Raw genomic sequence first — 24,464 nt, 5'->3', positions numbered from 1 at the left:
CAGACTCAGCGGCGAGCAATAGGGGAGCGCGACCATGGATCCCACATACACCGAAGAGGCTGAGGACTACCGGGAGAAGATCCAGGCGTTCCTGGCCGAGCACTTGCCTCCCAACTGGGGCGGCATGGGCGATCTCTCCGAGGAGGCCCGGGAGAAGTTCGTCGAGGAGTGGCGTGCGCTTTTGGCCGAGAACCAGTTGCTGGCTGTGTCGTGGCCGATCGAATACGGCGGTGCTGGGCTCAGCGAGGTGGAGCGTGTCGTGCTCGCCGAGGAGTTCTTGACCGCAGGCGTGCCGACGGGCGGTGACAACGACGGCTTCAGCATCACCATGGTGGGCAACGCCATCATCGAGTGCGGCACCGAAGAGCAGAAGCGCCACTTCCTGCCCAAGATCATCTCTGGCGAGCATCGTTGGTGTCAGGGTTACAGCGAGCCCGACAGCGGCTCCGATCTCGCCAACCTGGGCACCCGCGCCGTGCTCGACGGCGACGAGTGGGTCATCAACGGCCAAAAGATCTGGACCTCCAGCGGCCACACGGCCAACTGGATCTTCGTGCTGTGCCGGACGAACCCCACCGAGGCCAAGCACCGTGGCATCTCGTTCCTGCTGGTCCCGGTGGATCAGCCCGGCGTCGAGATGCGCCCGATCATCAACATCAACAACCGGCACGACTTCAACGAAGTCTTCTTCACCGACGCCAAAACGGCGAAGGAGAGCGTGGTCGGCGACGTGAATGACGGTTGGCGGGTCGCAAACGTGCTCCTCGGTTTCGAACGCGGTCACGGGGCCACCACCGATGCGCTGCGATTCCGCAACGAGCTGGACCGGGTGACTGCCGTTGCCGTCGAGCGGGGCGCCACCGACAATCCGCTGGTGCGTCAGAAGCTCGCGCAGGCGCACGCCAAGGTCGAGATCATGAAGTGGATGGGCCAGCGCAACATCACCAACGTGCTGGCGGGCAAGTCCCCCGGGCCGGAATCGTCGCTGCACAAGCTGCTGTGGAGCGAGTACCACCACTGGCTCACTGAGTTCTCGCTGGAGATTCTGGGCATGGAAGCCACTGCCCCGAGCGGCCATCCGGCGGTGAACGGCATCAACACCGACGCGGTCGGCGCAGAGTTCTCCTCGCTCTCATGGGTGCAGACCTTCATGGGCGCGAGGCCGGGGACGATCTACGCCGGCACGTCCGAGGTGCAGCGCAACATCGTGGGCGACCGAGTGCTCGGATTGCCGCGAGAGCCGCGGGCCGACGGCGGTCCGTGGAACGAGATCGGCAAGAAGTAGCCGGGTCAGAACTCGAAGCCCAAGAGCGAGGCGCGCACGCGCCAGGGTGCATGACTGAAAGGGACCAGACATGGAACTGCGACTGGATGGCAAGACTGCGCTGGTGACTGGCGGCTCGGCCGGCATCGGCAAGGGCATCGCGAGGGCATTCGCCGATGCCGGCGCGAACGTGATGATCACGAGCCGCAAGGCCGACAAGTGCGAGGCCGCTGTTGCGGACATTGGCGGCGAGTGCGACTACATCGCCTCGCACATCGGCCATCTCGACCAGGCCGAGCGTGTGATGGGTGAGACCATCGAGCGCTACGGCTCGCTCGACATCCTGGTCAACAACGCGGCGACAAACCCCTGGGCCGGGCCGATGGTCGACTGCGACGTGCCGCGCCTGGACAAGACCTACGAGGTGAACCTGCGCGCACCGCTGCAGTGGACGCAGACGGCATGGCAGATGTGGATGTCCGAACACGGCGGCTCGGTCATCAATATCGCCTCGGTTGGCGGGCACCACACGTCCCAAGCGTTGGGCGTCTATTGCATGTTCAAGGACGCCCTCATGCACATGACTCGGCAGCTGGCTGCCGAGATCGGCCCCAAAGTCCGGGTGAACTGCATCGCTCCGGGATTGATCCGGACGGATTTTGCGCGGGTGCTCTGGGATGGGCCCCGCGGGAAGATAATCGCGGACCAGCTTCCGATGAAGCGGCTCGGCGAGCCGTCCGACATCGGTGAGGCGGCACTGTTCCTGTCCGCGGGTGCGACCTGGATCACCGGTCACATCATGGACATCGACGGTGGCGAATGCGTCAAGATCGCCGGCGAGCTTCCACTCGAAGAGGGATAGTGACGGTCCCGACGCTCGCACGAGCGACGGCATCGTCAAGGTGATGCAGTCCACGAACAAGGTGCCATTGCGTCCGAACGGCGCGCGACTTCCGCTGCTGATTCTGGCGGCGTGGACCGTGGCGATCTGGTTGACCCGGATCGTCAACGTCGCCCAAGCGGGCGACCTCGGCTTCTGGGGAACACTGTGGCGCGTGCTCGTCGCTTTCGTGTTTGTCGATCTCGGGGTTGCAACGCTCGTGTGGGCTGTCTCGGGCAGGTTCGGCCCGAGGTGGTTCGTGATGCTGGCGATCCTGTCGGTGCTCTACTGGCCCCTACGCACCGCGCAGCTCTGGGCCGACAGCACACAGACCACCGGCTTCAAGCTTGTGCACACAGCGCTGATGCTCGTCACCATTGCGGCCGTGGCGCTCGCGGTCTGGGCGGTTCGCCGCGCTCGCCGGTTGGCCACGAGTACCGCGGTGACAGGTTCCTGAACGAGGTCCAGGGTGCGGCGACTCATGCGAATGGGTCGGCAATCTCAACTGGGTCACGCGCAGCGATGATTTTCTCGCGTATGGCGCGCAATCGTGGCGCTGCGCGATAGAAGCGGCCGCGCTTCTCTCCCTGAGGGACGAACAACTCGACATCGACGAGGCGACGCAGATCTCGACTGGCGGCCCCGCCGCTCAGTTCTTCAGAAGCTGCTCGATAGGTCGCGTTACGGACACGCAAACCGTTTGCTGCCATCGTGAGCGCATTGAGCGAGCGCTCTGGCAGGGACAATTCAGCCGATATTCGTTCCAATTCGTCCCACAAGCGTTCGGCTTCACGCACGCGTCGCAATTCGATCCGCCCCTGGCGCAGGTGAGCCGTGAGGACGAAACGGATCCAGGGCCGAGCGTCGCGGTCTGGTTGCCACGAGCCGCCTCCGACCGAACCAAGCACGTCGTAGTAGGACTGCGTGTTGGCGCCGAGGTATTCCTCAAGCGAGCCGAACACCGGATCGCCAAGGCCGTCTCGCGCGAGCACGAGGGTTTGCAGACAGCGCGCCATGCGGCCATTGCCATCACGGAACGGGTGGATCATCACGAGGTTGAGGTGAGCCATGGCGGCGCGGACGAGCGGCGGTTGTGCTTGGGTCGAATCGTTGAGCGCCTCGACCAGCTCACCGATGAGCGTCGGGACTTCGTCGACATCTGGGCCCTGGTAGATCACCACCTCCTGCGCATCGTCTCGGACGAAGATGTCGCCGATGCGCCATTGACCCGGCCGTGCAGCGAGGTCGTAGCTGATCATCATGAAGTGCAAACCGCGCAACAAGTGCTCGCTGTAGGTCGGATCGGGATCGTCAGCGATCTGCAGGACGTAGGTCATGGCGTCCCGGTAGCCGCGAAGCGCCTGCCGCGTTTCCTCGCCGGCATCCAGCGGCTCCGCATCGTCGCTGATCGCGAGGACGTCATCCAGCGGCGCGTAGTAGCCCTCGATGCTGTTCGACCCTTGCACGGCGCGAGCACGAGCCATGCGCCGAAGCAGGTCGTGCCAGCGACGTGGCTGTCGCAGGCGATAACTCAGGCGGCGCCGCAGATCTTCGATATCGGAGATCGCGCGGCATTCCTTCTCGTCTAATTCAGGTGTGGTGAACAGCATGCTGGATACTCGGATAGATTCCTCGGTTGACGCAGATAATATCCGTTCTAGAGCGGTTTGTAACCGGTTATCAAGCGGTTCCAAACTGCACGCCGCCGTGTCGGTCTCGGTTTGATGCGAACCCGGCGTGATCTGTCTGCGTTAGATGAGTGAGAGCGAGCCGAGCCAGCGCGCTACCGCAGCGGGATCCTCAATCATGGCGTTGTGGCCGAGGCCGCTGAACACGTGCGGTGTTGCGACCCCGGCGGCCAACGGGCTTGTTGCGGCAGTCGAGGCCAGGTCGTCGTGATGATCAGGGGCCACCAGCGGATCGTGTTCGCCCAGCGCCATCGACACCGGGCACTTCGCTGCGGGCAGCAAGCCGGTCATGTCGGGCGGCCCAACGCCAACCGTGGCGGGATCCTGGGCGGTTCTCCAGAGCGAGCCAGAATCAGGATCGGCGATCACGCCGGCGTCGATTGTTGCCGCAAGGCGCGGGTCATCAGGTGCGAACACGCCGAACAGCCCTGACAGCTTCATGAACCACTCGACGGCCCCGGCCCGGTTGTCGAACGTGCGCGGCGGCCGCGACGCCAGGCCGTCGATGCGAGACAACTCCTCGTCGGACCAGCGCAGCTTCACCCCGATCGTGGCCACGTGCGTCGGCGGCGGTCCGAACCAGCCCGAGGCGAGCGCCAGCCCGACCGCACCGCCCATCGAGTGCCCGACGACGGTGTACGGGCGCCCGCCGTAGTCACGTTGCAGCACTTCGGCAAGGTCAGCTGCCATCGCGCCGAACGAGTAGTTACCGCTCCACGGTGCGGCGCCATGCCCCCGAAAGTCGGGTACAACCACAGCGGTACCGTCGGCACCCAGCAGCTCGGCCACACCGTCCCACACATGGCGGTTTGCCCCCAGCCCGTGCAGCAGCACCAACGTCACGCTGTCGCCCGACCGCCCGCTCATAGCGGCCGCTCGCCGTAGTCGCCGTGAGGCGCATCCCGCTCGGCGATGACCTGTCGGAAACCCTTCGTCTCGAAGTCCTCCACCCAGCGGTAGGCCTCCTCGGTGTGGCGAGTGACGCCGTCAAAGAACGTGCCGAGCAGCTGGCTGGTGCGAAGGCCCATGTTCTCGAAGGCCTGGTTGACGAGCAGCTTGTTCAGCGCCAGCTGATTCGCCGGGATGTGTGCGAGCCGCCGGGCGAAGGCCTCGACCTGATTGCCGAGCTCGTCGGGCGGGTACACGTAGGCGACCAGCCCGATGCGATGGGCGGTCTCGGCATCAATGGCGTCGCCCGAGAGCAAGAACTGCTTGGCGTGCTCGAGGCCCAGCCGGTACACCCACATCATCGTGGTGGGCGTGCCGTAGATGCGTGAGGGCGCATAGCCGATATGTGCGTCCGAAGCCATGAACAGCAGGTCGCAGCACAGGATCATGTCGGTGGCCCCGCCGATTGCCCAGCCGTGGATCTGCCCGAGCACCGGTTTGGGGCATTCCCAGATCTTCATGAACCGCTTCACGTTGTGGCCCATGAACTGCCAGTCCCGGACAGGGTCCCAGGCACCCTCGCGAGGCTTCGGACCAGGAGCGCTGTAAGGACTGCCCCACGAGTCGTACAGCTCCCCTGAACTCGAATCGCTGCCACCGCCCGGGTTGAGGTCATAGCCCGCCGTCAGCGTTGGGCCGCTGCCTCGGAGCACGATCGAGCGGACGCTTCTCGATGCCGTCGCCCGATCGATCCCGTCCGCCACCCCCGCGATGACGCCCTCGGTCAGCGTGTTCATGCGTTCGGGCCGGTTCAGGGTGATGAAAGCGACAGTGTCGGCCTCGGTGTACAGCACCACCGGCTCCGCGCCGCCGTGCCCCTCGTCGCCCCCAGCAGTTCTTGACTCTGCGTCCATGCCATGACGCTAGGCCAGCGCGCCGATTTGGAGCATCTCCGCCGACAAGCGGCACCATAGGATCGAGCCATGTTCGGCCACCCGCGAGTTTGGGCTGACGCTGGATTGAGCGTATGGATCGGGTAAGTCCAACTTCATTCGGTTCTTCGAGATGTTGAGCCGGATGCTGCGTTCTCGGCGTCTCGAGCAGTTCGTCGCTCAAGACGGCGGTGCTGACGATCAATTGTTCATGGGGAACAAGGTGACGCCACGCATGGACGCTGACATTTGCCTCGCTTCGCGCGGACGGCGGCAACTTGGCGGCAGTGCTCCATCGACTCCAAGGCGAGTACCCAGGCCACTACGAGTGGATCGAAGGCAACATCCGGCGAATCCTGCCGAACTTCGACCAGCTCATCGTCGAGGAAGAGCACGGCAAAGTGATGTTGCGGTGGAGAGCAACAGACTCTGACAAGACGTTCGGTGCCCACCTCACATCGGACGGATCGCTCAGGTTCTTCGCCCTCGTCACCTTGCTCAACCTGCCGCCCGCCATGCTGCCCGAGGTCGTCATTGTTGATGAGCCGGAACTTGGCTTGCACCCTGCGGCTGTGTCGCTGATTGGGTCGATGATCGAGTCGCTGGCAACTCAGCGCCAAGTGATCGTGGCGACTCAGTCACCCCAGCTCGTCGATGCCTTCGATCTCGACGAGATCGTCGTGATGGAACTGGAGGACTCCAAGACCGCAGTGCGCCGCTTGGATCGCATCGACTACGAGCGGTGGCTTGAAGAGAACTACACGACGGGAGAACTCTGGCAGATGAATCTGCTCGGCGGCCGCCCATGAAGCGGGTGGCGATAGCCGCCGATCAAACCAGGCGGTCGTGGCGGCAATATCCACGTTGACCGGTTGGCACCACACATGGCGAAGCTCTCGTGGAGTTTCGACGCGGTCACGTCGCTGGTGGACTTCCACGGCTTCCGTCACCGCTTGCCAGTTGAGACCGCTCAGGAACTTGAGGAGCGAATCGATGCGGCAATCGGGAGGCACAATCCGCAAGTGCCTCGCTTGGTGCCTCAGTTCGCCTACGTTCAGCAGTTCGAATTCGAAGCACTGCTCTTCTCGGTCCCGAGTTCATTCGGCGTCCTGCCGGACCTACCGGCGGGGGCCCTCACGGCGCTTGGTGAGACCGCGGGACAATTCTCGACCCCGGAAGACATCAACGACGGCGCCACTACCGCTCCGAGCAAGAGAATCAAGCAGTGTTTCGCCGGTTACAAGAAGCGGCTTCATGGTCCAGCGATCGCGAAGCAGATCGGTCTCGCGAACATCCGCGCTGCCTGCCAGCGCTTCGACGACTGGGTTTCTCGACTCGAAGCTTTGCAAGCGAGCTGAACCGCCGGTTTGTGGGCTCTACGCGACCAAGCTGGGACGTCGGGTTCTGGTTGGTATGACGGGTTGAGATTGGCATGGACGCTGGCCAGCGACGGCCGGCTATTCCAGGGGGAACGGGACTTGGAGCCACCAGGGGCGGTCGACGGGGTCGATGCGGCTCACCCACTTGACCCACCAGAAGCCGCGTCTTCCAGGTGCCACCAGCCGCACCGGAGAGCCGTGGCCGCGGCGCAGCGGCTCACCGCCGTAGCCGACGGCCAGGTACAGGTTGGCCGCGTCGCGAGCGGGGAACAGGCGGCTATAGCCGGTCACCGATGTGACTTCCAGCGTGGGCGCATCCAACGATGGCATCAGCTCGGCCAGCGGCACCGCGTCCCACGACTGGCTGCTCCACCACCCACCCGTGCAGTCGAGAACGGCCGGCACCGGTGTGGCCCGGTTGTACAAGGTCTCGAGCGTCACCGGCTCGCCTGCGACAGTGAGGTCCCAGTCCGAGGCGGCCACTCGGGGCGACTGGTCGTTGAGCCACATGGTCGTTGGCATCTCTGCCGGGTTGAACGAGGCGATCTCGTGTGAGCCGGTGAATCGCCGGTTGTCGCCCAGCGCCAGCTGCTGAATCCAATACACCGCGCCAGCGGCTGCCAGTGCGATGCCCCCGCCGATCAGTGCCCTGCGGTCGAGGTCGGCCGCTTTCGGGCGACCCGGTCGGCTGACGATATGCCACACCAACAGAGGGGCCAGCAGCGCGGCCAGCAGAACATGGGTCCACAGCGCCGACCAGTAGCCCACCCCGTGCCACAGCCCGGTGGCGTGGAGGACGCCCGCGACGACGGTGGCTGTTACCAACGCTCCCAGCAGCATCGACAGCCACCGGGTAGCGCGGCGGCGCTTCAGCCCGGTGCGCACCGAGCCCCGGAGTTTGGCCGGGGCCAGCGCCAGCAGGCTCAGGCCGGCGAGGGCGTGCATGACCGTTACCCAGCGGGCCCAGCCGGTGCCCACCGCCCAGGACGCCAGCCCGGACCCGGCCGCCACTGTCGCCGCGACAGCCAGGAGCAGATCCACCCGCCGAGCAGTGAGCCAATTGCCAAGTCTCATGTCGTGTCGATCTATGTCGGCCACTGTATGGGCGATGGCCCTTCCGACTTGGAGTTCCGCAAGTGAGCGGATTCGGCCAGTTTGCGTGAGTCAGTTCTCGAGCCGCTCGCCGGTGTGGAACTGTCGTTGCCTCCACGGGAGCCGATGCGTGAACCGCTGCATTTTGAGTAGGCGACGATGTTCGTCTTGGACACGAACGTCGTGTCGGAATTGATGCGCCTTGAGCCCGAGCCATCGGATCCTCTCCTTTGACAGTTCCGCTGCGAGCGCCTATGCGACGCTCGTCGCGTCCCGGCGAGCCGCTGGCCGTCCGGTGGCGCAGGCCGATGCCCAGATCGCTGCCATCGCATATTCGCGTGGCATGTCGATAGCGACTCGCAATGTCGTCGACTTCGTGAACATGGGCGTCGACATCGTGAATCCCTGGTCTGTGGGCTAAGTCGCCCACAGCGAATCGATGGGCACGATGAACAGGTGATCGCCGACTCTCCAATTCCCTGGTTCAGACCCCTCCAAATCCCCAGCAGTCACCCCTCCAAATCCCCAGTTCGAGTAGGCTGGAGACATGACGCAGCGTGTCGATCGACGGATTGCGCAGATCGTGAGGGATCGGCTCGCCGAGGAACCGGTGGTGGCGCTGCAGGGGCCGCGCACGGTGGGCAAGTCGACTCTCCTGGCCGAAGCCGCGGGCCGCCACGGGGTGCGCGTGATCGATCTCGATCAGCCTGCGATGCGTGACGCAGTGTCCGCCGATCCGGCGACGTTCGTGGCAGGCCCGTCGCCGGTGTGCATCGACGAGTTCCACAAGGCGCCGGTCGTGCTCGATGCCATAAAGGCCGAACTGAATCGTCAGCTTTCGGCTGGACGCTTCGTCATCACTGGCTCCACACGATTCGACGCGCTGCCGCTGGCTGCCCAAGCGCTGACTGGCCGCATCCATATCGTCGATGTGCTGCCGTTCTCGCAGGGCGAGATGGCCGGATTCACCGAGGTCTTCTTGGAGACTGCGATGAGCGAGCCCGCGTCGCTCGTCTCGTCTCATCGTTCGCCGACGACTCGTTTCGACTACATAGCAAGAACCTGCATGGGCGGTCTTCCCCTCGCAGTGGCCCGCAGTGACGAGGCGCGCCGCCGCTGGTTCGACGACTACGTACGTGTGTCGCTGGTCCGCGATGTCACCGAGCTGGCCAAGGTCCGCCAAGGAGCGCTACTGCCCGCTCTGCTGCGACGCCTCGCAGGGCAGACGGCTCAAGTGCTGAATATGGCGAGTGCCGGCCGCGCAGTGGGGCTTACTGCTGCAACGGCGGAGATGTACACGAAACTGCTTGAGGACCTGTTCCTCGTTCGCCGCCTGGAAGCCTGGGGTCGCACTCTGCGGGCGCGCGCCGCTGCCTCGCCGAAGGTGCATGTGCTTGACAGCGGCTTGGCGGCCCGGCTCATGGGTGTCACGCCGGAACGACTGGGCCGCCCCGATCCAGCTGCAATCACGGAGTTCGGCCATCTGTTCGAGACATTCGTGGTAAACGAATTGCTCAAGCAGGCCTCGTGGGCCAGCGGGATCGCCTCGGTCGGTCATTGGCGGACCCACGACGGCCAAGAAGTCGACCTCGTCATCGAGCACAGCGACGGCGCGGTAACGGCGTTCGAGGTGAAGGCCGCAGCCCGTGTCGACCACCGCGATGCCCGAGGCTTGCGCGCACTACGCGACATCCTCGGCGAAGCGTTCAATTCGGGCTTCGTGCTGAACACCGGCGAGGTGACATACCGGCTCGACGACCGGATCATCGTCGCGCCCGCCGACCGCCTCTGGAGTGCTTGATCGCGTCGAGAACTGACCCAGCTTGCGGCTATCCGAATTTTGCCAACGGCAAGGAGCCTGTTTCACAAGTGGGGTCTGGATGGGTGGTGGTTGTTGATGCGGTCGCTGTTTGGGGCCGTACTAATGATTGCATTGCAATCACCCCGCTCGGCTCAGTCTGAGGTCAGACAGCCACTGCCGGGGAGATCTGGAGCGATGGCAAGCATCACCATCCGCAACCTTGACGATCGGATCAAGGCGCGACTGCGCCTGCGTGCCGCTAGTCGGGGTCATTCGATGGAGGAAGAGGCTCGCCAGATCCTCCGAACCGCCGTGGAGTCGGATTCAGCTCCTTCGGATCTCGCGGCATCCATTCGTGCCCGCTTCGGGTCGCTCGGCGGGGTGGAGTTGTCACTTCCTCCCGCGAGCCGGTGCGCGAGCCGCTTGTGTTCAGCTAGACGACGATGTTCGTTCTCGACACGAACGTCGTCTCGGAGTTGATTCGTCCCATTCCCGAGATGTCGGTGGCCACGCGCAGCGTGGCCGACTTCGCCGGCATGGGCCTCGACATCGTCGATCCTTGGACTGTCCGAAAGCACCACAGCAGCTGAAGCCGACGCCTCCCCATTGATGGCCTCGCCCCGACAACGACGAGCACAACTACAGTCGGACCGCGCGTAACTGTCCGCTCCGACACCCTGGCCGGCCGCTGGGAGTGCTCGAGCGACGCCAACTCCGGTTGTGGAGAGTCCACGGTGAACATTTCAACCATCCTTGATCTCATCGACAGCGGCGACATCGCTTTGCCGAAGTTCCAACGTGGCTATGTGTGGAACCGCGATCAGGTGCGGGGGCTGATGGATTCGCTGTACCGTCGTCACCCGGTCGGGAGCCTGCTCGTGTGGGCGACGGCAGCGGAGGGAGCGCCGCACCGCGGCGAGCAGGATCTCTCACCGGGTGTCGTGCGGCTGCTTTTGGATGGGCAGCAGCGAGTCACGTCGCTCTACGGCATCATCCGCGGGACTCCGCCAGCGTTCTTCGACGGCCACGCGAGCGCCTTCGCTGATCTCTATTTTCACCTTGAGAGGGAAGAATTTAGGTTCTATCAGCGCTTGAGGATGAAGGATGATCCACTCTGGATCGATGTCTCCGCGCTCATGAAGGAGGGGAACGCAGGACTTGGGCAGCACATCACTCGGCTGGGACAGCTTCCCGATCTCGGCGCGATGCAAGGTGAGTTCATCGGACGGCTCAACCTGATTGTCGGCATTCGCGACATCAGCTTGCACATCGAAGAGGTGACCGGCACTGACAAGACGATCGATGTTGTGGTCGACATATTCAACCGGGTCAACAGCGGCGGAACCAAGCTCTCGCAGGGCGACCTCGCCCTCGCAAAGATCTGTGGCTCGTGGCCCGAGGGCCGCGAGCGCATGCAATCAATCCTCGGGCGCTGGCGGGGGAATGGCTACGACTTCAACCTTGATTGGTTGCTGCGCAACGTGAATGCGATCGTGACGGGCGAGGCGCGCTTCTTGCATCTTCACGACGTGTCAACGGCCGATGTGAAGGACGGACTCGCTCGCGCCGAACGAAGTATCGACTACGCCCTCAATCTGATCGCTGGGCGCCTCGGTCTCGACCACGATCGAGTCCTCTTCGGCCGCTACGCCCTGCCCGTGCTATCGCGCTACATCGACAAGCGCGGCGGCCACTTGGCCGATACCGCAGAACAAGACCGGCTGCTTCACTGGTACTTCCAGAGCGCCATGTGGGGCCGCTTTTCCGGCTCGACGGAGACCACGCTCGATCGAGACTATGAAGCGATCGAGGACTTGGATGGCGGTCTTGACCGGCTGCTTGCTCAGCTGCGGCTCTGGCACGGCAGCCTGCGCATCGAGCCAGAGCACTTCCGCGGCTGGAGTCTCGGGGCACGGTTCTACCCCGTGCTCTACGCCCTGACACGCGTGGGCGAGTCGAAAGACTGGGGTACGGGACTCGTTCTCAAGAACGCACTGCTGGGTCGCATGAACGCGCTTGAGGTGCATCACATCTTCCCGAAGGCGCTGCTATATCGGCACGGGTACCACCGCTCGCAGGTCAATGCTGTGGCGAACTTCTGCTTCTTGACCAAGAACACGAACCTGAAGATCAGCGACCGAGCGCCCGCTGAGTATTTCGTGGAAATAGAGAAGCGGCATCCGGGCGCGCTCGGGTCGCAGTGGATTCCCATGGGCGAAGCGCTCTGGGAAACGCGCAACTATCCCCATTTCCTCGAGGAGCGCCAACGACTGCTCGCTGCGGCCGCGAATGCGCTGCTAGGGGAACTGCTCCACGGCGAAACGCAGGTTGAGCCGGAGGTCGAGGCACCGCCGGTCCGGGTTGTTGCGGCGAGACTTCCTACGTCGGCATCGATTCCCGGCGGTATCGAGGACGAGGAAGAGGAAGCTGTTCTGCGGGCTCTGAACGAGTGGGTACGCAAGCAGGGCCTCCCGGATGGGCAGATCGAGCATGAGCTCTCTCATCCGTCCACGGGGGACCCGGTTGCCATTCTCGACTTGGCGTGGCCGAATGGTCTGCAGGCGGGTTACAGCGAACCCGTGGCGCTGTTGCTCGGCGAAGAACAGGAGACGTTGCAGATTGCAAACGACCACGGGTTCCGCCACTTCACGACTGCCGAGGCGTTCAAGCGGTATGTGGAAACCGATGTATTGGCGCTGGCCCGTGACGGGGCTGAGGTCACGTCGAGTAAGTCTGCGGCACTGCTCTCGCGATGACTTCAGCCAATGCGGCTCACGAGAGGGGCTGGATCCTGTCGGGTGCCTGATGTCGTTCGGCGCAGTCCGGGCAGGTAGTCCTCCGGGGACGTGCCGGTGAGCCGCAAGTAGAGCGCATCGGCGCACAGGTCGATGTTGTCGCCCCAGCAAATCGCCCGTGCCGGACCGATCCGCACCGAAGCAAAGACGGCTGGGTCATCCCATGCGGCGAACACGCCGTGCCCGCCGAGATCAGACAGGTCGACGTCGCCTGCAACGTTGTCAGCGAACCGGATCCAGATGCGGTAGTGGCCCCTGGCCCGCACCTCAACGGGGCGCACCAACTCGGCGTTCGCGTCCATGGGGGACGAGCCTAACGATGACCTCGGTACCGCAAAGCCGGCCTGCAATTCGCCGCCTACATTCCGCCGACTTTGAGTCAGACACTCCGACGTGGGTGTCCAGACACGCCGTTAGGCCATCGAACACGGCACCGGATGGCGGGCTCAGGTCAGTGCACTGATGGTCAGCGGCACCCAGATGGTCAGTATGAATCCGGCCATGGTGACCATGAGCATCCGCGTCTGGCGCGCCAGTACGGTACTGACGGCGTTGTCGACGTCGTTGCGCATTCGTTCTTCGAGTGCTCGGAGGTCGTCCTTGGTGGCCAGGTAGTCGGTGCCCTTGGGATAGACGCACTTCATGAGGGTGGCGGCCGGTTTCTCGCCGAGCGTGTCGATGAGCTGTTGCACCATCTCGGACGATTCGATCTCGTCGATTGCCATCGGGCGTTGCTTCTCAGTGTAGGTGTGGCCCCGGGGTCGCCTCCAACGGTGGTCGAAGGATGGCAGCGATGTGCGGCGCGGTGGTGAACGTAGGGCAGGGAAGCAGTGCGGTCCAAGCGGTTTGCCGCTGCGCGCGGCATGTCGGTGGCCACGCGCAAAGTGGCCGATTTCGCCGGCATGGGCCTCGATATCGTGGATCCTTGGACTGTGCGCGGGGGCGGTGCCGCAGGGCGATGACGTCACGGGAACGACCGGCGATGCCGGCTCTCATCGTGGAGCGGTTCGATGGCGGGAGCCGCCGCGCGCAACGGATATTCGTAGCAGCACTGCTGAACATGGGTGTCGGGTTGGGCGTGCTGGCCGTATTCGTGCCCGTCGATGACCTCTCGGGTGCTGGCCTGCTGTGGGTTTTGATTCCGCTGGTGGCTGGGTTCGTTGCTGCGTCGTGGATGTTCGGCCGCATGCGTTTGGAACTGCAGATCGAAGATTGCGGCTTCACCGCCCGTGTGCGGCCGTTTCGCCGGGTGCGTGTTGATGCCCAGGCAGTTGTGCATGCAGAGCTCGTCGAAGTGCAGCCCGTCAGCGAATTCGGCGGCTGGTGGGACAAGGGACCGCGAAGCAACCGCCTGCTCGGCGGCACCGGCCAAACAGCCCTGCGAGTGACCTACTTGGAACAGACCGCAGCACGCGAGCCGAAGACCTGCCGCCTCACCCTGCTGAGCACCCACGCCGAGCGCCTGTTCGCTGTGGTCGGCCCCGGTGCGGGGCAGAGCTGACGCACTCATCCCGCACAGCCGCGGCCGACGCCGGGGTAGTCTGCATCACTGCTGGCAGCGCGGTCGATGTGCTTGTCACTGATCGTCCGGAGTGGGCGACACACACAACGAAGGTGCCTGCATAGCTCGAAGCGCACCTTGCCACCTACGCCGTGTGCATGGGCGACTCCGAACATCGCGCGAACATCGACTGGAGCAAAGAAATCGGGTTGCCCTCGACCCCCCGTTGCTGAACTGGACAGCCGATTCATCGACATGTCCGATGCCGTCACACGCCTCGGCGATCGACTCAGGCCGTCGCGCAGCGAGGCTGCGGCCGTGGCGCGCTCAGACCTCGGCGTCCTGGATGCGGAGGAGAACGTGCGCTTTGCCGGCGCCTGCAGCGATGTGCACATGGTCATCGAGGCCGCCGCCAGGATCACCCATGTGCTGACGATCAAGACACAGCCGCCGCGCGATCACGTCATCGCTCGCTTGATCGCAGCACAGCCCGCTTGGGTCCGGGAAGGGTTCTCGGAGGCGGCGTCGGGCATGGTCGACTTCGACGAACTGCAGCTGTGGCGCCAAGGCGGCACCTATGCCGCTGATCGACCCGAATCGAGATTCGAAGAGGACTACCTGCGGCGCCTCGTGTCAGCTGCGCTGAGCATCGCCCGGTTAGCAGCCGACCGGTGCCGCTGCGAGGTTCTGGACCCGGAGGTCGCCCGGATCTTCGCCGTTCCGCATTGAGGACTGCGAAACCGCCTTGAGCGAGCCCCTGCGCCTGCCCCGAGGGAGCTGAAGCCGCACGCACCAGCGAGAGCGCGCTGGCTGTGCCGCGAGCGGTACAGCGCCGTACGTGTTTGACAAGCGTCCTGTACCGCGTCAGCCGCCACGACGGATCCCATTGCTCCGGGGGCCTCGTCGGTGCCAGACGGCTTGTGTCAGGTCTCCATGCCCGGAAAGAGGGAGGGGAGCCCCGGGGCTCCTCTCGGGCGCACAGCGCGCCGCTTAACGTGTCGGCAGCGTCCCGTCTTCAATGAGGGCCACGGCATTCACGCCGTAGCAGGGAGCCCCAGGTATCAAGGTGTCACCTGAGAATGGTGGGTCGACATGGCTATAGCTAAATGTCTGCGGTACCTAGCTTACGTGAAGCTGCTGACATAGTAAGCGCGAGTTCTAATACTAGTTGCTATCATTAGGTCGCTCAGCTAGGGTTCACTTCGATTCACAAGGTGCACCTTCGTATGACTACGCCAACGGACCGAGTCGCAGTGTTCATTGACTACCAGAACGCCTATCACGGGGCGCGCGCTGCCTTCTTTGATCGCGACGATCCGGCCTTCCGAGGACAAATCAGGCCGCGGGCACTTGGGATGAGGCTCCGTCATCGATCTGGGACGGGCCGAACGCTGGTGGGTGTGTTCGTCTACCGGGGTTTGCCATCGTCACGCTTCGATCCGAAGGGCTTCGGCGCAGCTGAGCGCCACATCGCTCATTGGCAGCGCGAGAGCTTGGTCGAGGCTTGGTCACGACCTCTCAACTGTCGGGTTCCTTCCCAGCCACACGAGAAGGGTGTCGACGTGTCGGGTGCTCATGTCGCCGAACTGCACCCCAGCGTGCTCGCGAGATGTCTGGGCCATGCAGTTGCGTCACACCCCCTGAATCGTTATCTGATCACTTGATAGGCGGCTGTGTGCTGCTGGGAAGGACAAACAGATGGCTGAGTTGACTTACGAAATGTTGCGAGACGCCGTGGCGGGCGAAGCGGTTGCGCTGCGCTCTGTGCTGAGCCTGCAGCCGGCAGACGGTGATGGGGGGAAAGTCTTCCCGCCTACCTACGCCGTCGCGAGCAACGCGGAGCACAAGTATGCGATCGAGGAGCGACAGGTCGGCGACCGCGTGGTTACGACGGTGCTGCTCGACTCAGTCGCGTCGCAGGCCAATCGAGCCGAGCTTGCGCTGTTGGAAGGCTGGGAAGCGGGAGACTTGAGCTTTCCCGTCCCCTTCGTGGACTTCGCAGTCGAGGCCGATGTCGCTGACATCGGTCGGCTGACGGTGCTCGAAGCTCCGCATCGGCTTGCGGATGCGATCTTCCGTGACAGCCTGCTTGATGGCACCCTGTTCCGCCTGTCGGATGTTGGCCGCGCAATCACCGACGCCAATCCCCGCAATGCGACGGCGATGTTCCAGTACGCGCCGACTGCACTGCTGTTCGGCCAGTGGGATTCGACCGGCCCCAAGGGCGGCCTCGGGGCCAAGTTCCAACGAGCGTTCGTCTCCGAGATAGTCGGGCTCGATGCGAAGGTTGGCAACAAGGTGGGCAGCCGCATCGATCCGCTCCAAATCGAACGCAATGCGGCAGTGGCGTACGAGCACAGCGATTCTGAGCAGCGATGGACGCTTGACAAAGACGAAGCCCTCCACGAGAAGGGCAAGCCCAAGGCTGCGGGTTCTGACGGTCGCCCGGCAGAAATCAACCACGGAAACATCGCGCCGTCGATTGACGCGCTCGCTGGTGGGGTGACCATCTCATCGGCACGTCAGACCACCGTGATGTCGCTCGCCGCACTACGCCGGCTCAAGTTCGCTGATCAGAGCGATGAGGCTGTTGTTTCTGCCCGCGCTGCTGTTGCTGCGTTGGGCGTCGCAGCGATCGCCTATGGCTACGAGATGGACTTCGATCTGCGTTCGCGGTGCTTGCTGATTCCCGAGCATGCGCCGTCTGTCGAACTCGTCGGGCGCGACGGGTCCGCGCCAGAGATTGTCGCTATCGGTCGCGATTCGAGCGCCGCACTTGTAGAGCAGGCGGCGAATGTGGCAGCGGATGCGGGCCTCGGCTGGGCAACTGACGAGATCCGGCTTGTGCCGGCGCCCAAGCTGATTGAGTTGCTTCGGCGCAGTCGCGATGTGTCAGCGCGCGAGGGTGCCTCGGTGTGATTGCCGTCGAGGTCACGCTTTTGACCGGCCGCTATGTGGCGACGGCGCACCACGACCGCCGTGAGCACGAATGGCCGCCGCACCCAGCGCGCTTGTTCTCGGCGCTCGTGGCGACGTGGGCCGCCGCTGACGTTCCCGATGTCGACGAGCGGCGCGCGCTGGAGTGGCTCGAAGGCCAGGCCGCACCGGCGATTACGGCGTCTCGATCCGAGGACACGGCCGTTCGCCGGCCCGTGAGCCACTTCGTTCCCGTGAACGATGCATCGGTCGTCTCGGGTGCTCAGTATCGGCGTCGCGTCGAGCGGTTGTCTGACTTCCTTGATGGGTACTACCAAGAGCTCGAATCAACCGGCGGCGAGGTGGCCCAAGCCATCGAGCGCTTGCGCGACAAAATCGACAAGGAACGCGATGTGGCATCAATGGTCGGCCCGGTGGGCACGACCAATCCAAGCGCTGCGGCCGCGCTCCTTCCAGAGGGCCGTGGCAAACAGGAACGTCAGTTTCCATCCGTCACACCTGACTGCCCCCATGTGACGTTCAGCTGGGAGACAGCCCCTTCGTCCGGCGTCGCGGCTGCGCTTGACGTGTTGCTTGGCAGAGTGACTCGCCTTGGACATTCGTCGTCGCTGGTGTCGTGCCGGTTGCTCCGGAGTGCACCGGAGCCGACGATGCGGCCGGGCAACGGAACGACGATATTGCGCTGCGCTCAGCGCGGCCAGCTTGCTGCTCTCGAGCAGATGCATGCGGCCCACGAAGGCATCCGGCCGCGTGCGTTGCCGTTCGTCGGCGTTCGATACGCGTATGTGGACACCGACGAAGGCATCGCGTCTGCAGCCGTGCGACCCGATATCGCTGGCGAACTCGTTGTCTTCGAACTACCGGGCGACAAACGCCACTTGCCGTTGACGCGCACGGTGGAACTGACTGAGGCGCTGCGCGGAGCGGTTTTCCATCACGCTGACGACCCGTTGCCGGAAGGCCTCAGTGGCCATCTGCCGGACGGCAGGCCGAGCCGTGACCCTCACATCGCGTTCTTGGCGCTGCCGAACGTCGGTCACATCCACGCAGATGGCCGACTCATGGGCATGGCCGTGATACTGCCTGATGGGCTCGACGAAGCGGCGACGCGAGCTGCCTTGCGAGCTATCGGCCTGTGGGAGCGAGCCGAGCCAAATGGTCAGTGCCGACTGACACTTCCCGGTGGCGCCGTGGTTGATCTCCAACGCAAACAACCGCCGTTCGAGTTCAAAAGCCTTGAACCTCGAGCATGGTCTCGGCCTTCCCATGACTGGGTGAGCGCAACTCCGATTGCCCTGCCCAAGAACCCGGGTCGGCTGACGCAGGGTTCGCCTGCCGCCCGAGCGAAGGCCTGGGCCGCAGCGGAAGATCAGGTGCGGCAATCGTGCGTTCATGTCGATCTGCCCGAGCCCGCATCGGTAGCAATCTCGCTCGATCCGCTCATGACCGGGGCCCGGCCTGCTGCTGCCTTTCCGGCCTTCGTGCAGGGCTCTCGACGAGGTGACGAGGTCCGTCGGCGGCTTGTACATGCGGCCTTGCGATTCGACGCAGAAGTCGAGGGCCCGGTCGTGCTGGGTTCCGGCAGGTTTCTTGGACTTGGCCTCATGCGACCACTTCCGGCACGACCGACGACGTCTGAAACCAGAGACGGGCTGGGCCAAGTTGAGCATTGAACAGCTGTTTGCCGACGACTTTGCTTCCTTCTTCGAGGCTGTCCACGATCAGTCGCCGTATCCCTGGCAGGTGCGCCTCACCGAGCAAGTGCTCACAGAGGAGTGTTGGCCCGAGGTGATCGACCTACCGACAGGTGCTGGCAAGACGGCGGTGCTCGATACGGCAGTGTTCGCTCTAGCGGCCAAACCCGAGGTGTTCCCGCGACGCGTCGTATTCGTCATCGACCGCCGCATCGTCGTCGATCAGGTCTATAAGCGAGCCCACCGAATCAGCGATGCAATCCGCTATGCGGATGGCGGTGTGCTTGACCGAGTGCGATCAGCCCTCTATGAGGTCGCCGCTGAAGTGGACCAGCCCATTGGTGTCTCGGCACTGCGCGGCGGAATCCCGCTCGACAATGAGTGGGCGACGCGGCCCGATCAGCCGTGGGTGATGGTCTCCACGGTTGACCAGTTCGGCTCGAAGCTCTTGTTCCGTGGCTATGGGGTCAGTTCAGGCATGCGGCCGATCCATGCGGGCCTGGCGGGCAACGACTGCTTGGTCATTCTCGACGAGGTCCATTTGAGTCGGCCGTTCGTGGCCACATTGCGCGATATCAGATTGGAAGCTTCCATTAACTCCTTCGATGACACGCTGCTGCCCAAGAGGGGCTGCATCGTCGAGATGTCGGCGACGCCCCCCGGCGATGAGCGTCGTCGTTTCGTGCTTGATCCCTCCACGGACCTTGAAGGCCCGGATGCATCGAGAGAGCGGCTCCGTCTCATCACTCATGCGCCGAAGCGGGCGCGTCTAGTGCTAGTGCCGGGCAAAGCACCCCATGCGGCCTTGCCGAAGGAGATCCTGCGCATCATCCAGGACGAACTCCAAGAACACGAACGAAGCGTCGGCGTCGTCGTGAATCGAGTGCGCACAGCACGAGAGGTGCAGCGTGCCTTGAGCGAGGAAGGATTCATAGCGCATCTCATTACCGGTCGCATGCGCCCGCTGGACCGGGAGCGTCGACTCCGCGAGATCGCTGAGCTAGTTGATCCCGATAGCCGGAATCCTGATGCGGATCGGACGGTCGTGGTAGCAACGCAGTCGATCGAAGTCGGCGCCGACTTCAGCTTCGATGCGCTGATCACTGAGGCGTGCCCACTCGACAGCCTCCGCCAGCGGGTAGGTCGCCTCGACCGGCGCGGAACATTGGCGAAGCGCACGGGTCAACCGGCGCGCTGTTGGATTCTTGGCCTGAAGTCCGATGTCGAAGGCGAGCGCCCTGACCCGATTTACGGCCAAGCGGTCCGTGTCACCTGGCGTGAGTTGGGGGAGCGTGCCGCCGAAGCGAGAATTGATGTCGGTCCGGCGAGCGAGAGGCTGAAGGGTTTTCCCGTCGACGCGAGCGCGCCAGCAGCACAAGCACCGTTGTTGCTGCCCACGCACATCGAAGCGTGGACGCAGACGAATCCTGAACCTCTTGTGCAACCGGACATCAGCGACTTCCTGCATGGTTTCGACGAGAATCCTCCGGAGCCCGAGGTCTCAATCATCTGGCGCCAGGACCGAAGCAGTGAGGCACTGCGGTTAGTGCCACCGCGCCCAGCGGAGCACTTGTCGGTGCCGATGTCAGCGGCACGTGCATGGCTGCGTGGAGCCGACGAGACGCCGACCGCGGATGTCGGCACACCCGCCCCGCAAAGCAGGCCGATTCGCGCTGGTGATGAGACTGCAAGTACAGCGAGCAATCTCGTTTGCCGGTACTGCGGCGGTGACGAAATCTTCGAAGAAGTTGGAATTGACGATGTGCGACCGGGCGACGTCTTGCTGGTCGATCCAGCTCGAGGCGGCCTCACCGCTGGCACTTGGGATCCTCAGCGTACGAAGGTCGTCAGGACCGGACCTGGTGCTGACGATCACGACGGCACAGCGGACCCGGCTGCCGACGACCTGGGTGACGAGGCTCAATGGGCGTACGGACGGCGACGCACATTGCGCCTCGGCGATGGTCTGCGTTTGCAGATCCAACACCGACTTGGCGGCGACGTTGCGGATTTGCCGGAGCCCATCAGCGAGGCTGCGGCGGAAGAGGCCCAACCCGCGGCACTCTCGAGGAGGCAGCAGGTGCAGGCGTGGGCCCGTAGCGTCCTGCAGGTTGCTGATTCGCAGCCAGCCGAGAGCGGCTTGTTGCCCGCGTGGTTGATTGCCGGACATTCTCGGCCGCTCGACGACGCAGAATTCGCGAACGGTCGCCAGAGCGGTACTGCGCGAAGCGCGGTGCAAGAACAACTCGGAACACTGCGGTGGCTGGCAGAGGCGGATCAGCGTGAATTCAGCGTCGAGTTAGTGACTCCGGCATCGTCCGAAGTTGCCACTCCATCGGATCAAGCTCGTCTCGAGGACTACTTCGTAGTCGTCGAGCGTTCCGTGGATGACGCGACGCTCGGAATCGACGGCAACGATGCGTCCCTGACAGGTACCGGCGTCCTCTTGGAGGACCACCTCCCGGGTGTCGGCGAGCGTGCGGCAGCATTCGGGCACCGCCTCGGACTCTCAGATGCGTTGATTTCAGACTTGCGACGCGCCGGCGAGCTGCACGATCTCGGCAAGGTAGATAGCCGATTCCAGGCGCAGATGGTCGGCCATGATCGCGTCCGTCAAGCGATGCAGGACAAGCCACTCGCGAAGTCACTGCCTTCCGCTCGACCTCGTCCTCACCTGTGGCCACCCGTGCGCCACGAAGTTGCAAGTGTGGCAATGGCGCAGTCAGCCCAGGAGCTCATGGCGTGTTGCCACGATCCCGACCTGGTGCTGCATCTCGTGGCGACTCATCACGGCCAGGGTCGTCCCCTGCCCCGAATCGTCTCGGACGATTACCCGCAGGACTTGGCATATGAGTTGGACGGCACGATGCTGTTCGCGCGTACGAACTTCAGCGACACACCCATGGCAATCGAGATGACTGATCGTTTCTGGCGCTTGAGCGCAAAGTACGGCCACCACGGTCTTGCGTGGCTCGAAGCAATTCTCCGCCTCGCTGATCACCGGCAGAGCGCCCAAGAAGCTCGCGATGGGGTTCGAGCAAAGTGGGAGTCCGTTGATGCCTGAGCGGCAATTGCCTGGACTTGCTGGCAACAACCCACTTGGCTTCCTGGCGGCGCTCGGAGCCCAAGCCGCGGCTGAGCATGCGGGGGAGTCGACGTCGCTGCATTGGACCGATGATGCGGTTCCGCATGCGGTGTTGGGCGTTGACGGCGATGCCGAAGCGATTGCCGCGACGGCGCTCGCGTCGGCAGAGCGTTGGCTGGAAGGCCCGGCGCTGGCTGCAACGGTCGACGAGAAGCTCAAGCTCGACCCAGCAGCGATCACGCAATACCTCCACAACGCACGTTCCAGTCCGGCCGTGGGCGTTCTCGCGATGTGCCTGGTAGCGGAGAACAGTCTCGACAACAGCGGCAAGGCGAAACCGTCGGACTTCTATTTCACAGCGGGCCAGATGAAGTTCGTCTCGATGGCACGCGAGATTCTCGGTGACGTAACCAGCGAGGAACTTGTCGCGGACATGACTCTTCCTTGGTCGTACGCGAGCACTCGCCCCTCGCTGATGTGGGACGTGGTCGACGATCGTGTGTACGCGCTCAGTTCGGTGAATCCGTCGTCCGACAAGAAGCTCACCAATCCAGGAGCAGAGGCCCTCGCGTTATTGGGCCTGAGCCGGTACCCCTGCTTTCGTTCTGCCCGAGGCACTGCTACGCAGGGCTGTTCCGGGAGCTGGAAGCGCGGCAGCTTTGCGTGGCCTCTATGGGGTCGGCCCGCGACCATTGGCGCAGTGAGGTCGTTACTAGCTCACGCGTCGGCGCCCGAGCCGAGCAATGGCGAATCGGCACGGCAGTTTCGACACCGCGCTGACCAGTACCAAGGCTGGGGCATCACGAGGGTCATGCAGTCCCAGATTCGTCGCAGCGACCAGGGCGGCTACGGCACGTTCGGCCCACCCAGGGTGATCTGGCAACGTGACTGACGTACCCGAACTCGTTCCGGCCCGGATGGTCAATGAGTTCGTGTACTGCCCGCGACTGTTCTACTTGGAGTGGGTCCAGAGTCGCTTCGAAGACAACGCCGACACGGTGCACGGCCGCTACGTGCATCGCAGCGTGGATCAAGGCGGCGGAAGCATGGGCGTGTCCTCGGAGGACGATCCAGTGCGCAATGCGCGCTCGGTGCTCGTCAGCTCCGAGCGGCTTGGGCTCATCGCCAAGACCGACATCGTCGAGGGCCTCGACGGAAAGGTCGTTCCCGTCGAGGTCAAACGCGGCCGGCCCCCCAAGCACGGACCAGCTTGGGAGCCGGAGCTTCTGCAGCTGGCTGCTATCGGTCTGATCTTGCGTGACGAGGGCTATGACTGCGACCAGGGCCAGTTCTACTTCGCTTCGTCCCGCGAGCGCACGACCGTTGAATTCGACGACCGGCTCATGCAGCGGGTGCTCGATGTCGTTGAGCGACTGCGTCACGTAGCGGCTTCGGACGACCCGCCACCGCCCTTGGTGGACAGCCCCAAGTGCCCGCGCTGTTCGCTGGTTGGAATCTGCCTGCCGGACGAGACCAATTTTCATACCGGTCGCGTCGACAAGGCTCCGCGGCGACTCACACCACGCGATTCGGCGGCTCGTCCGTTGTATGTGACGGAGCAGGGTGCTCGGCTCGGCGTCAGCCAACGTCGGGTAGAGGTCAAGGTCAATCGTGAAGTGGTACGCAGCGATCGTCTCATCGACGTTTCGCAGATCAACCTCAGCGGGAACGTGCAAGTGTCCACGCAGTTGCTGCACGCGGCGTTCCGCGAGGACATACCGGTGTGCTGGTTCAGCTACGGAGGATGGTTCTCGGGGATAGCGCATGGCATGCCATCCAAGCATGTGGAACTGCGGCGGCGTCAGGTTGCGGTGGCAGCTCAGGCCGGCTTGCCGCTCGCCCGGCAGATGGTCGTCGGCAAGATCCGCAACTCCCGAACGCTGCTGATGCGCAATTCCCGCGAGCCGGTAGAGGCGGCTGTGCAGCAATTGAAGGATCTCGCCTCGAAGGCGGGCGAAACCGATTCGATCGAGTCGCTACTGGGCCTCGAGGGCGCAGCGGCCCGTTCATATTTCGGCAGCTTCGGATCCATGCTGAAGGATGACCGTCTCGGAACGTTCGACTTCGATGGGCGCAACCGACGGCCGCCGCGCGACCCGGTCAACTGCCTGCTGTCATTCCTGTACGCCTTGCTGGTCAAGGACCTCACCGCGGTCGCCTTGTCCATCGGCTTCGACCCGTACTTGGGCGTCTATCACCGTCCCAGGTTCGGGCGGCCCGCACTCGCACTTGATCTGGCTGAGGAGTTCCGCCCCATCATCGCCGAGTCGGTCGTCATCAACGCTGTCAACAACGGCGAGGTGACCAAGAGCGGTTTCGTCATACGAGCTGGGGGAGTCGCGCTCGAGCAATCAGCTCGTCGAGCCGTGATCGCGTCCTACGAGAGGAGGCTCGACCACGAGATCACCCATCCTACGTATGGCTACAAGATCACCTATCGACGTGTGCTCGAAGTTCAGGCCCGAGTGCTTGCTGCGTGCATGCTCGGTGAGATTCCCGAGTACGTTCCATTCACCACGAGGTAAGAA

The 24,464-nt window shown here is 63.9% G+C and carries 24 protein-coding genes; 18 read left to right on the top strand and 6 right to left on the bottom strand.

Going from position 1 to position 24,464, the window contains the following annotated elements; all coding sequences use genetic code 11:
• The first annotated feature begins 34 nt into the window (after positions 1 to 34).
• The 3 genes from ACOOHB_RS11460 to ACOOHB_RS11450 all read left to right on the top strand — a co-directional run bounded on the left by ACOOHB_RS11460 (position 35) and on the right by ACOOHB_RS11450 (position 2,601).
• Positions 35 to 1,285: an acyl-CoA dehydrogenase family protein gene (locus ACOOHB_RS11460; protein ID WP_420444972.1), complete on the top strand. Its 1,251-nt coding sequence runs from the start codon at positions 35 to 37 to the stop codon at positions 1,283 to 1,285.
• 70 nt (positions 1,286 to 1,355) lie between these two features.
• Positions 1,356 to 2,126, top strand: coding sequence for an SDR family oxidoreductase (locus ACOOHB_RS11455; protein WP_420444971.1), 771 nt, complete (start codon positions 1,356 to 1,358; stop codon positions 2,124 to 2,126).
• A 43-nt stretch (positions 2,127 to 2,169) separates the two neighbouring features.
• Positions 2,170 to 2,601 (top strand): hypothetical protein, encoded by a 432-nt coding sequence (locus ACOOHB_RS11450; RefSeq protein ID WP_420444970.1) that lies wholly within the window; start codon positions 2,170 to 2,172, stop codon positions 2,599 to 2,601.
• 22 nt (positions 2,602 to 2,623) lie between these two features.
• Here ACOOHB_RS11450 and ACOOHB_RS11445 read toward each other — a convergent pair whose 3' ends face one another.
• From ACOOHB_RS11445 to ACOOHB_RS11435, 3 genes are all read right to left on the bottom strand, one after another.
• Positions 2,624 to 3,754 carry a Fic family protein gene (locus tag ACOOHB_RS11445; RefSeq protein WP_420444969.1) on the bottom strand — a complete coding sequence of 377 codons (1,131 nt, stop codon included), beginning with the start codon at positions 3,752 to 3,754 and terminating at the stop codon, positions 2,624 to 2,626.
• A 141-nt stretch (positions 3,755 to 3,895) separates the two neighbouring features.
• Positions 3,896 to 4,699 (bottom strand): alpha/beta fold hydrolase, encoded by an 804-nt coding sequence (locus ACOOHB_RS11440; protein ID WP_420444968.1) that lies wholly within the window; start codon positions 4,697 to 4,699, stop codon positions 3,896 to 3,898.
• Positions 4,696 to 5,634: a crotonase/enoyl-CoA hydratase family protein gene (locus tag ACOOHB_RS11435; RefSeq protein WP_420444967.1), complete on the bottom strand. Its 939-nt coding sequence runs from the start codon at positions 5,632 to 5,634 to the stop codon at positions 4,696 to 4,698. Before ACOOHB_RS11435 ends, ACOOHB_RS11440 begins: the two co-directional genes overlap by 4 nt.
• A gap of 305 nt (positions 5,635 to 5,939) precedes the next feature.
• Here ACOOHB_RS11435 and ACOOHB_RS11430 point away from each other — a divergent pair, with 305 nt between their 5' ends.
• Both ACOOHB_RS11430 and ACOOHB_RS11425 read left to right on the top strand, forming a co-directional pair.
• Positions 5,940 to 6,461, top strand: a complete 522-nt coding sequence (locus ACOOHB_RS11430) for an AAA family ATPase (protein WP_420444966.1) — start codon at positions 5,940 to 5,942, stop codon at positions 6,459 to 6,461.
• 75 nt (positions 6,462 to 6,536) lie between these two features.
• Entirely contained in the window at positions 6,537 to 7,010 is a 474-nt protein-coding gene (locus ACOOHB_RS11425; RefSeq protein WP_420444965.1) for a DUF4276 family protein, read from the top strand.
• 99 nt (positions 7,011 to 7,109) lie between these two features.
• On the opposite strand, the gene ACOOHB_RS11420 is transcribed toward ACOOHB_RS11425, so the two are convergent.
• On the bottom strand, positions 7,110 to 8,105 hold the full coding sequence (locus ACOOHB_RS11420) for a molybdopterin-dependent oxidoreductase (RefSeq protein WP_420444964.1): 996 nt from the start codon (positions 8,103 to 8,105) through the stop codon (positions 7,110 to 7,112).
• Between the two features lie 220 nt (positions 8,106 to 8,325).
• On the opposite strand from ACOOHB_RS11420, the gene ACOOHB_RS11415 reads away from it, so the two are divergent.
• From ACOOHB_RS11415 to ACOOHB_RS11395, 5 genes are all read left to right on the top strand, one after another.
• Positions 8,326 to 8,544, top strand: coding sequence for a type II toxin-antitoxin system VapC family toxin (locus ACOOHB_RS11415; RefSeq protein ID WP_420444963.1), 219 nt, complete (start codon positions 8,326 to 8,328; stop codon positions 8,542 to 8,544).
• A 126-nt stretch (positions 8,545 to 8,670) separates the two neighbouring features.
• Complete coding sequence (locus tag ACOOHB_RS11410) at positions 8,671 to 9,924, top strand: ATP-binding protein (protein ID WP_420444962.1); 1,254 nt, start codon at positions 8,671 to 8,673, stop codon at positions 9,922 to 9,924.
• Positions 9,925 to 10,020: 96 nt separating this feature from the next.
• Positions 10,021 to 10,404: a FitA-like ribbon-helix-helix domain-containing protein gene (locus ACOOHB_RS11405; protein WP_420444961.1), complete on the top strand. Its 384-nt coding sequence runs from the start codon at positions 10,021 to 10,023 to the stop codon at positions 10,402 to 10,404.
• Positions 10,368 to 10,514: a hypothetical protein gene (locus ACOOHB_RS11400; protein ID WP_420446957.1), complete on the top strand. Its 147-nt coding sequence runs from the start codon at positions 10,368 to 10,370 to the stop codon at positions 10,512 to 10,514. Before ACOOHB_RS11405 ends, ACOOHB_RS11400 begins: the two co-directional genes overlap by 37 nt.
• 144 nt (positions 10,515 to 10,658) lie before the next feature.
• On the top strand, positions 10,659 to 12,680 hold the full coding sequence (locus tag ACOOHB_RS11395; protein ID WP_420444960.1) for a GmrSD restriction endonuclease domain-containing protein: 2,022 nt from the start codon (positions 10,659 to 10,661) through the stop codon (positions 12,678 to 12,680).
• Positions 12,681 to 12,682: 2 nt separating this feature from the next.
• On the opposite strand, the gene ACOOHB_RS11390 is transcribed toward ACOOHB_RS11395, so the two are convergent.
• Together ACOOHB_RS11390 and ACOOHB_RS11385 are read right to left on the bottom strand one after the other, a co-directional pair.
• Positions 12,683 to 13,021 carry a DUF2442 domain-containing protein gene (locus ACOOHB_RS11390; RefSeq protein WP_420444959.1) on the bottom strand — a complete coding sequence of 113 codons (339 nt, stop codon included), beginning with the start codon at positions 13,019 to 13,021 and terminating at the stop codon, positions 12,683 to 12,685.
• A gap of 144 nt (positions 13,022 to 13,165) precedes the next feature.
• Positions 13,166 to 13,444, bottom strand: coding sequence for a hypothetical protein (locus ACOOHB_RS11385; RefSeq protein ID WP_420444958.1), 279 nt, complete (start codon positions 13,442 to 13,444; stop codon positions 13,166 to 13,168).
• Positions 13,445 to 13,701: 257 nt separating this feature from the next.
• Here ACOOHB_RS11385 and ACOOHB_RS11380 point away from each other — a divergent pair, with 257 nt between their 5' ends.
• From ACOOHB_RS11380 to cas4g/cas1g, 8 genes are all read left to right on the top strand, one after another.
• Positions 13,702 to 14,220, top strand: coding sequence for a hypothetical protein (locus tag ACOOHB_RS11380; protein ID WP_420444957.1), 519 nt, complete (start codon positions 13,702 to 13,704; stop codon positions 14,218 to 14,220).
• A 255-nt stretch (positions 14,221 to 14,475) separates the two neighbouring features.
• The gene (locus ACOOHB_RS11375) at positions 14,476 to 14,949 is read left to right on the top strand and encodes a hypothetical protein (protein ID WP_420444956.1); all 474 of its coding nucleotides are present in this window, start codon (positions 14,476 to 14,478) and stop codon (positions 14,947 to 14,949) included.
• Positions 14,950 to 15,446: 497 nt separating this feature from the next.
• Positions 15,447 to 15,884 (top strand): hypothetical protein, encoded by a 438-nt coding sequence (locus ACOOHB_RS11370; protein WP_420444955.1) that lies wholly within the window; start codon positions 15,447 to 15,449, stop codon positions 15,882 to 15,884.
• Positions 15,885 to 15,918: 34 nt separating this feature from the next.
• Entirely contained in the window at positions 15,919 to 17,139 is a 1,221-nt protein-coding gene (gene cas7g / locus ACOOHB_RS11365; RefSeq protein WP_420444954.1) for a type I-G CRISPR-associated RAMP protein Csb1/Cas7g, read from the top strand.
• Positions 17,136 to 18,830 carry a type I-G CRISPR-associated protein Csb2 gene (csb2, locus tag ACOOHB_RS11360; RefSeq protein ID WP_420444953.1) on the top strand — a complete coding sequence of 565 codons (1,695 nt, stop codon included), beginning with the start codon at positions 17,136 to 17,138 and terminating at the stop codon, positions 18,828 to 18,830. The genes cas7g and csb2 overlap by 4 nt, the downstream gene beginning before the upstream one ends.
• Positions 18,820 to 21,915 (top strand): type I-G CRISPR-associated helicase/endonuclease Cas3g, encoded by a 3,096-nt coding sequence (cas3g, locus tag ACOOHB_RS11355; RefSeq protein ID WP_420444952.1) that lies wholly within the window; start codon positions 18,820 to 18,822, stop codon positions 21,913 to 21,915. The genes csb2 and cas3g overlap by 11 nt, the downstream gene beginning before the upstream one ends.
• Entirely contained in the window at positions 21,908 to 22,828 is a 921-nt protein-coding gene (locus tag ACOOHB_RS11350; RefSeq protein ID WP_420444951.1) for a type I-G CRISPR-associated protein, Cas3-extension family, read from the top strand. Before cas3g ends, ACOOHB_RS11350 begins: the two co-directional genes overlap by 8 nt.
• Positions 22,821 to 24,461: a CRISPR-associated endonuclease Cas4g/Cas1g gene (cas4g/cas1g, locus tag ACOOHB_RS11345; protein ID WP_420444950.1), complete on the top strand. Its 1,641-nt coding sequence runs from the start codon at positions 22,821 to 22,823 to the stop codon at positions 24,459 to 24,461. Before ACOOHB_RS11350 ends, cas4g/cas1g begins: the two co-directional genes overlap by 8 nt.
• Positions 24,462 to 24,464: the final 3 nt, after the last annotated feature.

Origin of the sequence: Candidatus Poriferisodalis sp., assembly GCF_965215815.1 — a bacterium.
GTDB lineage: Bacteria > Actinomycetota > Acidimicrobiia > Acidimicrobiales > Poriferisodalaceae > Poriferisodalis.
The sequence above is the reverse complement of the archived record's forward strand: the minus strand, read 5'-3'. Positions and strand labels throughout refer to the sequence as shown.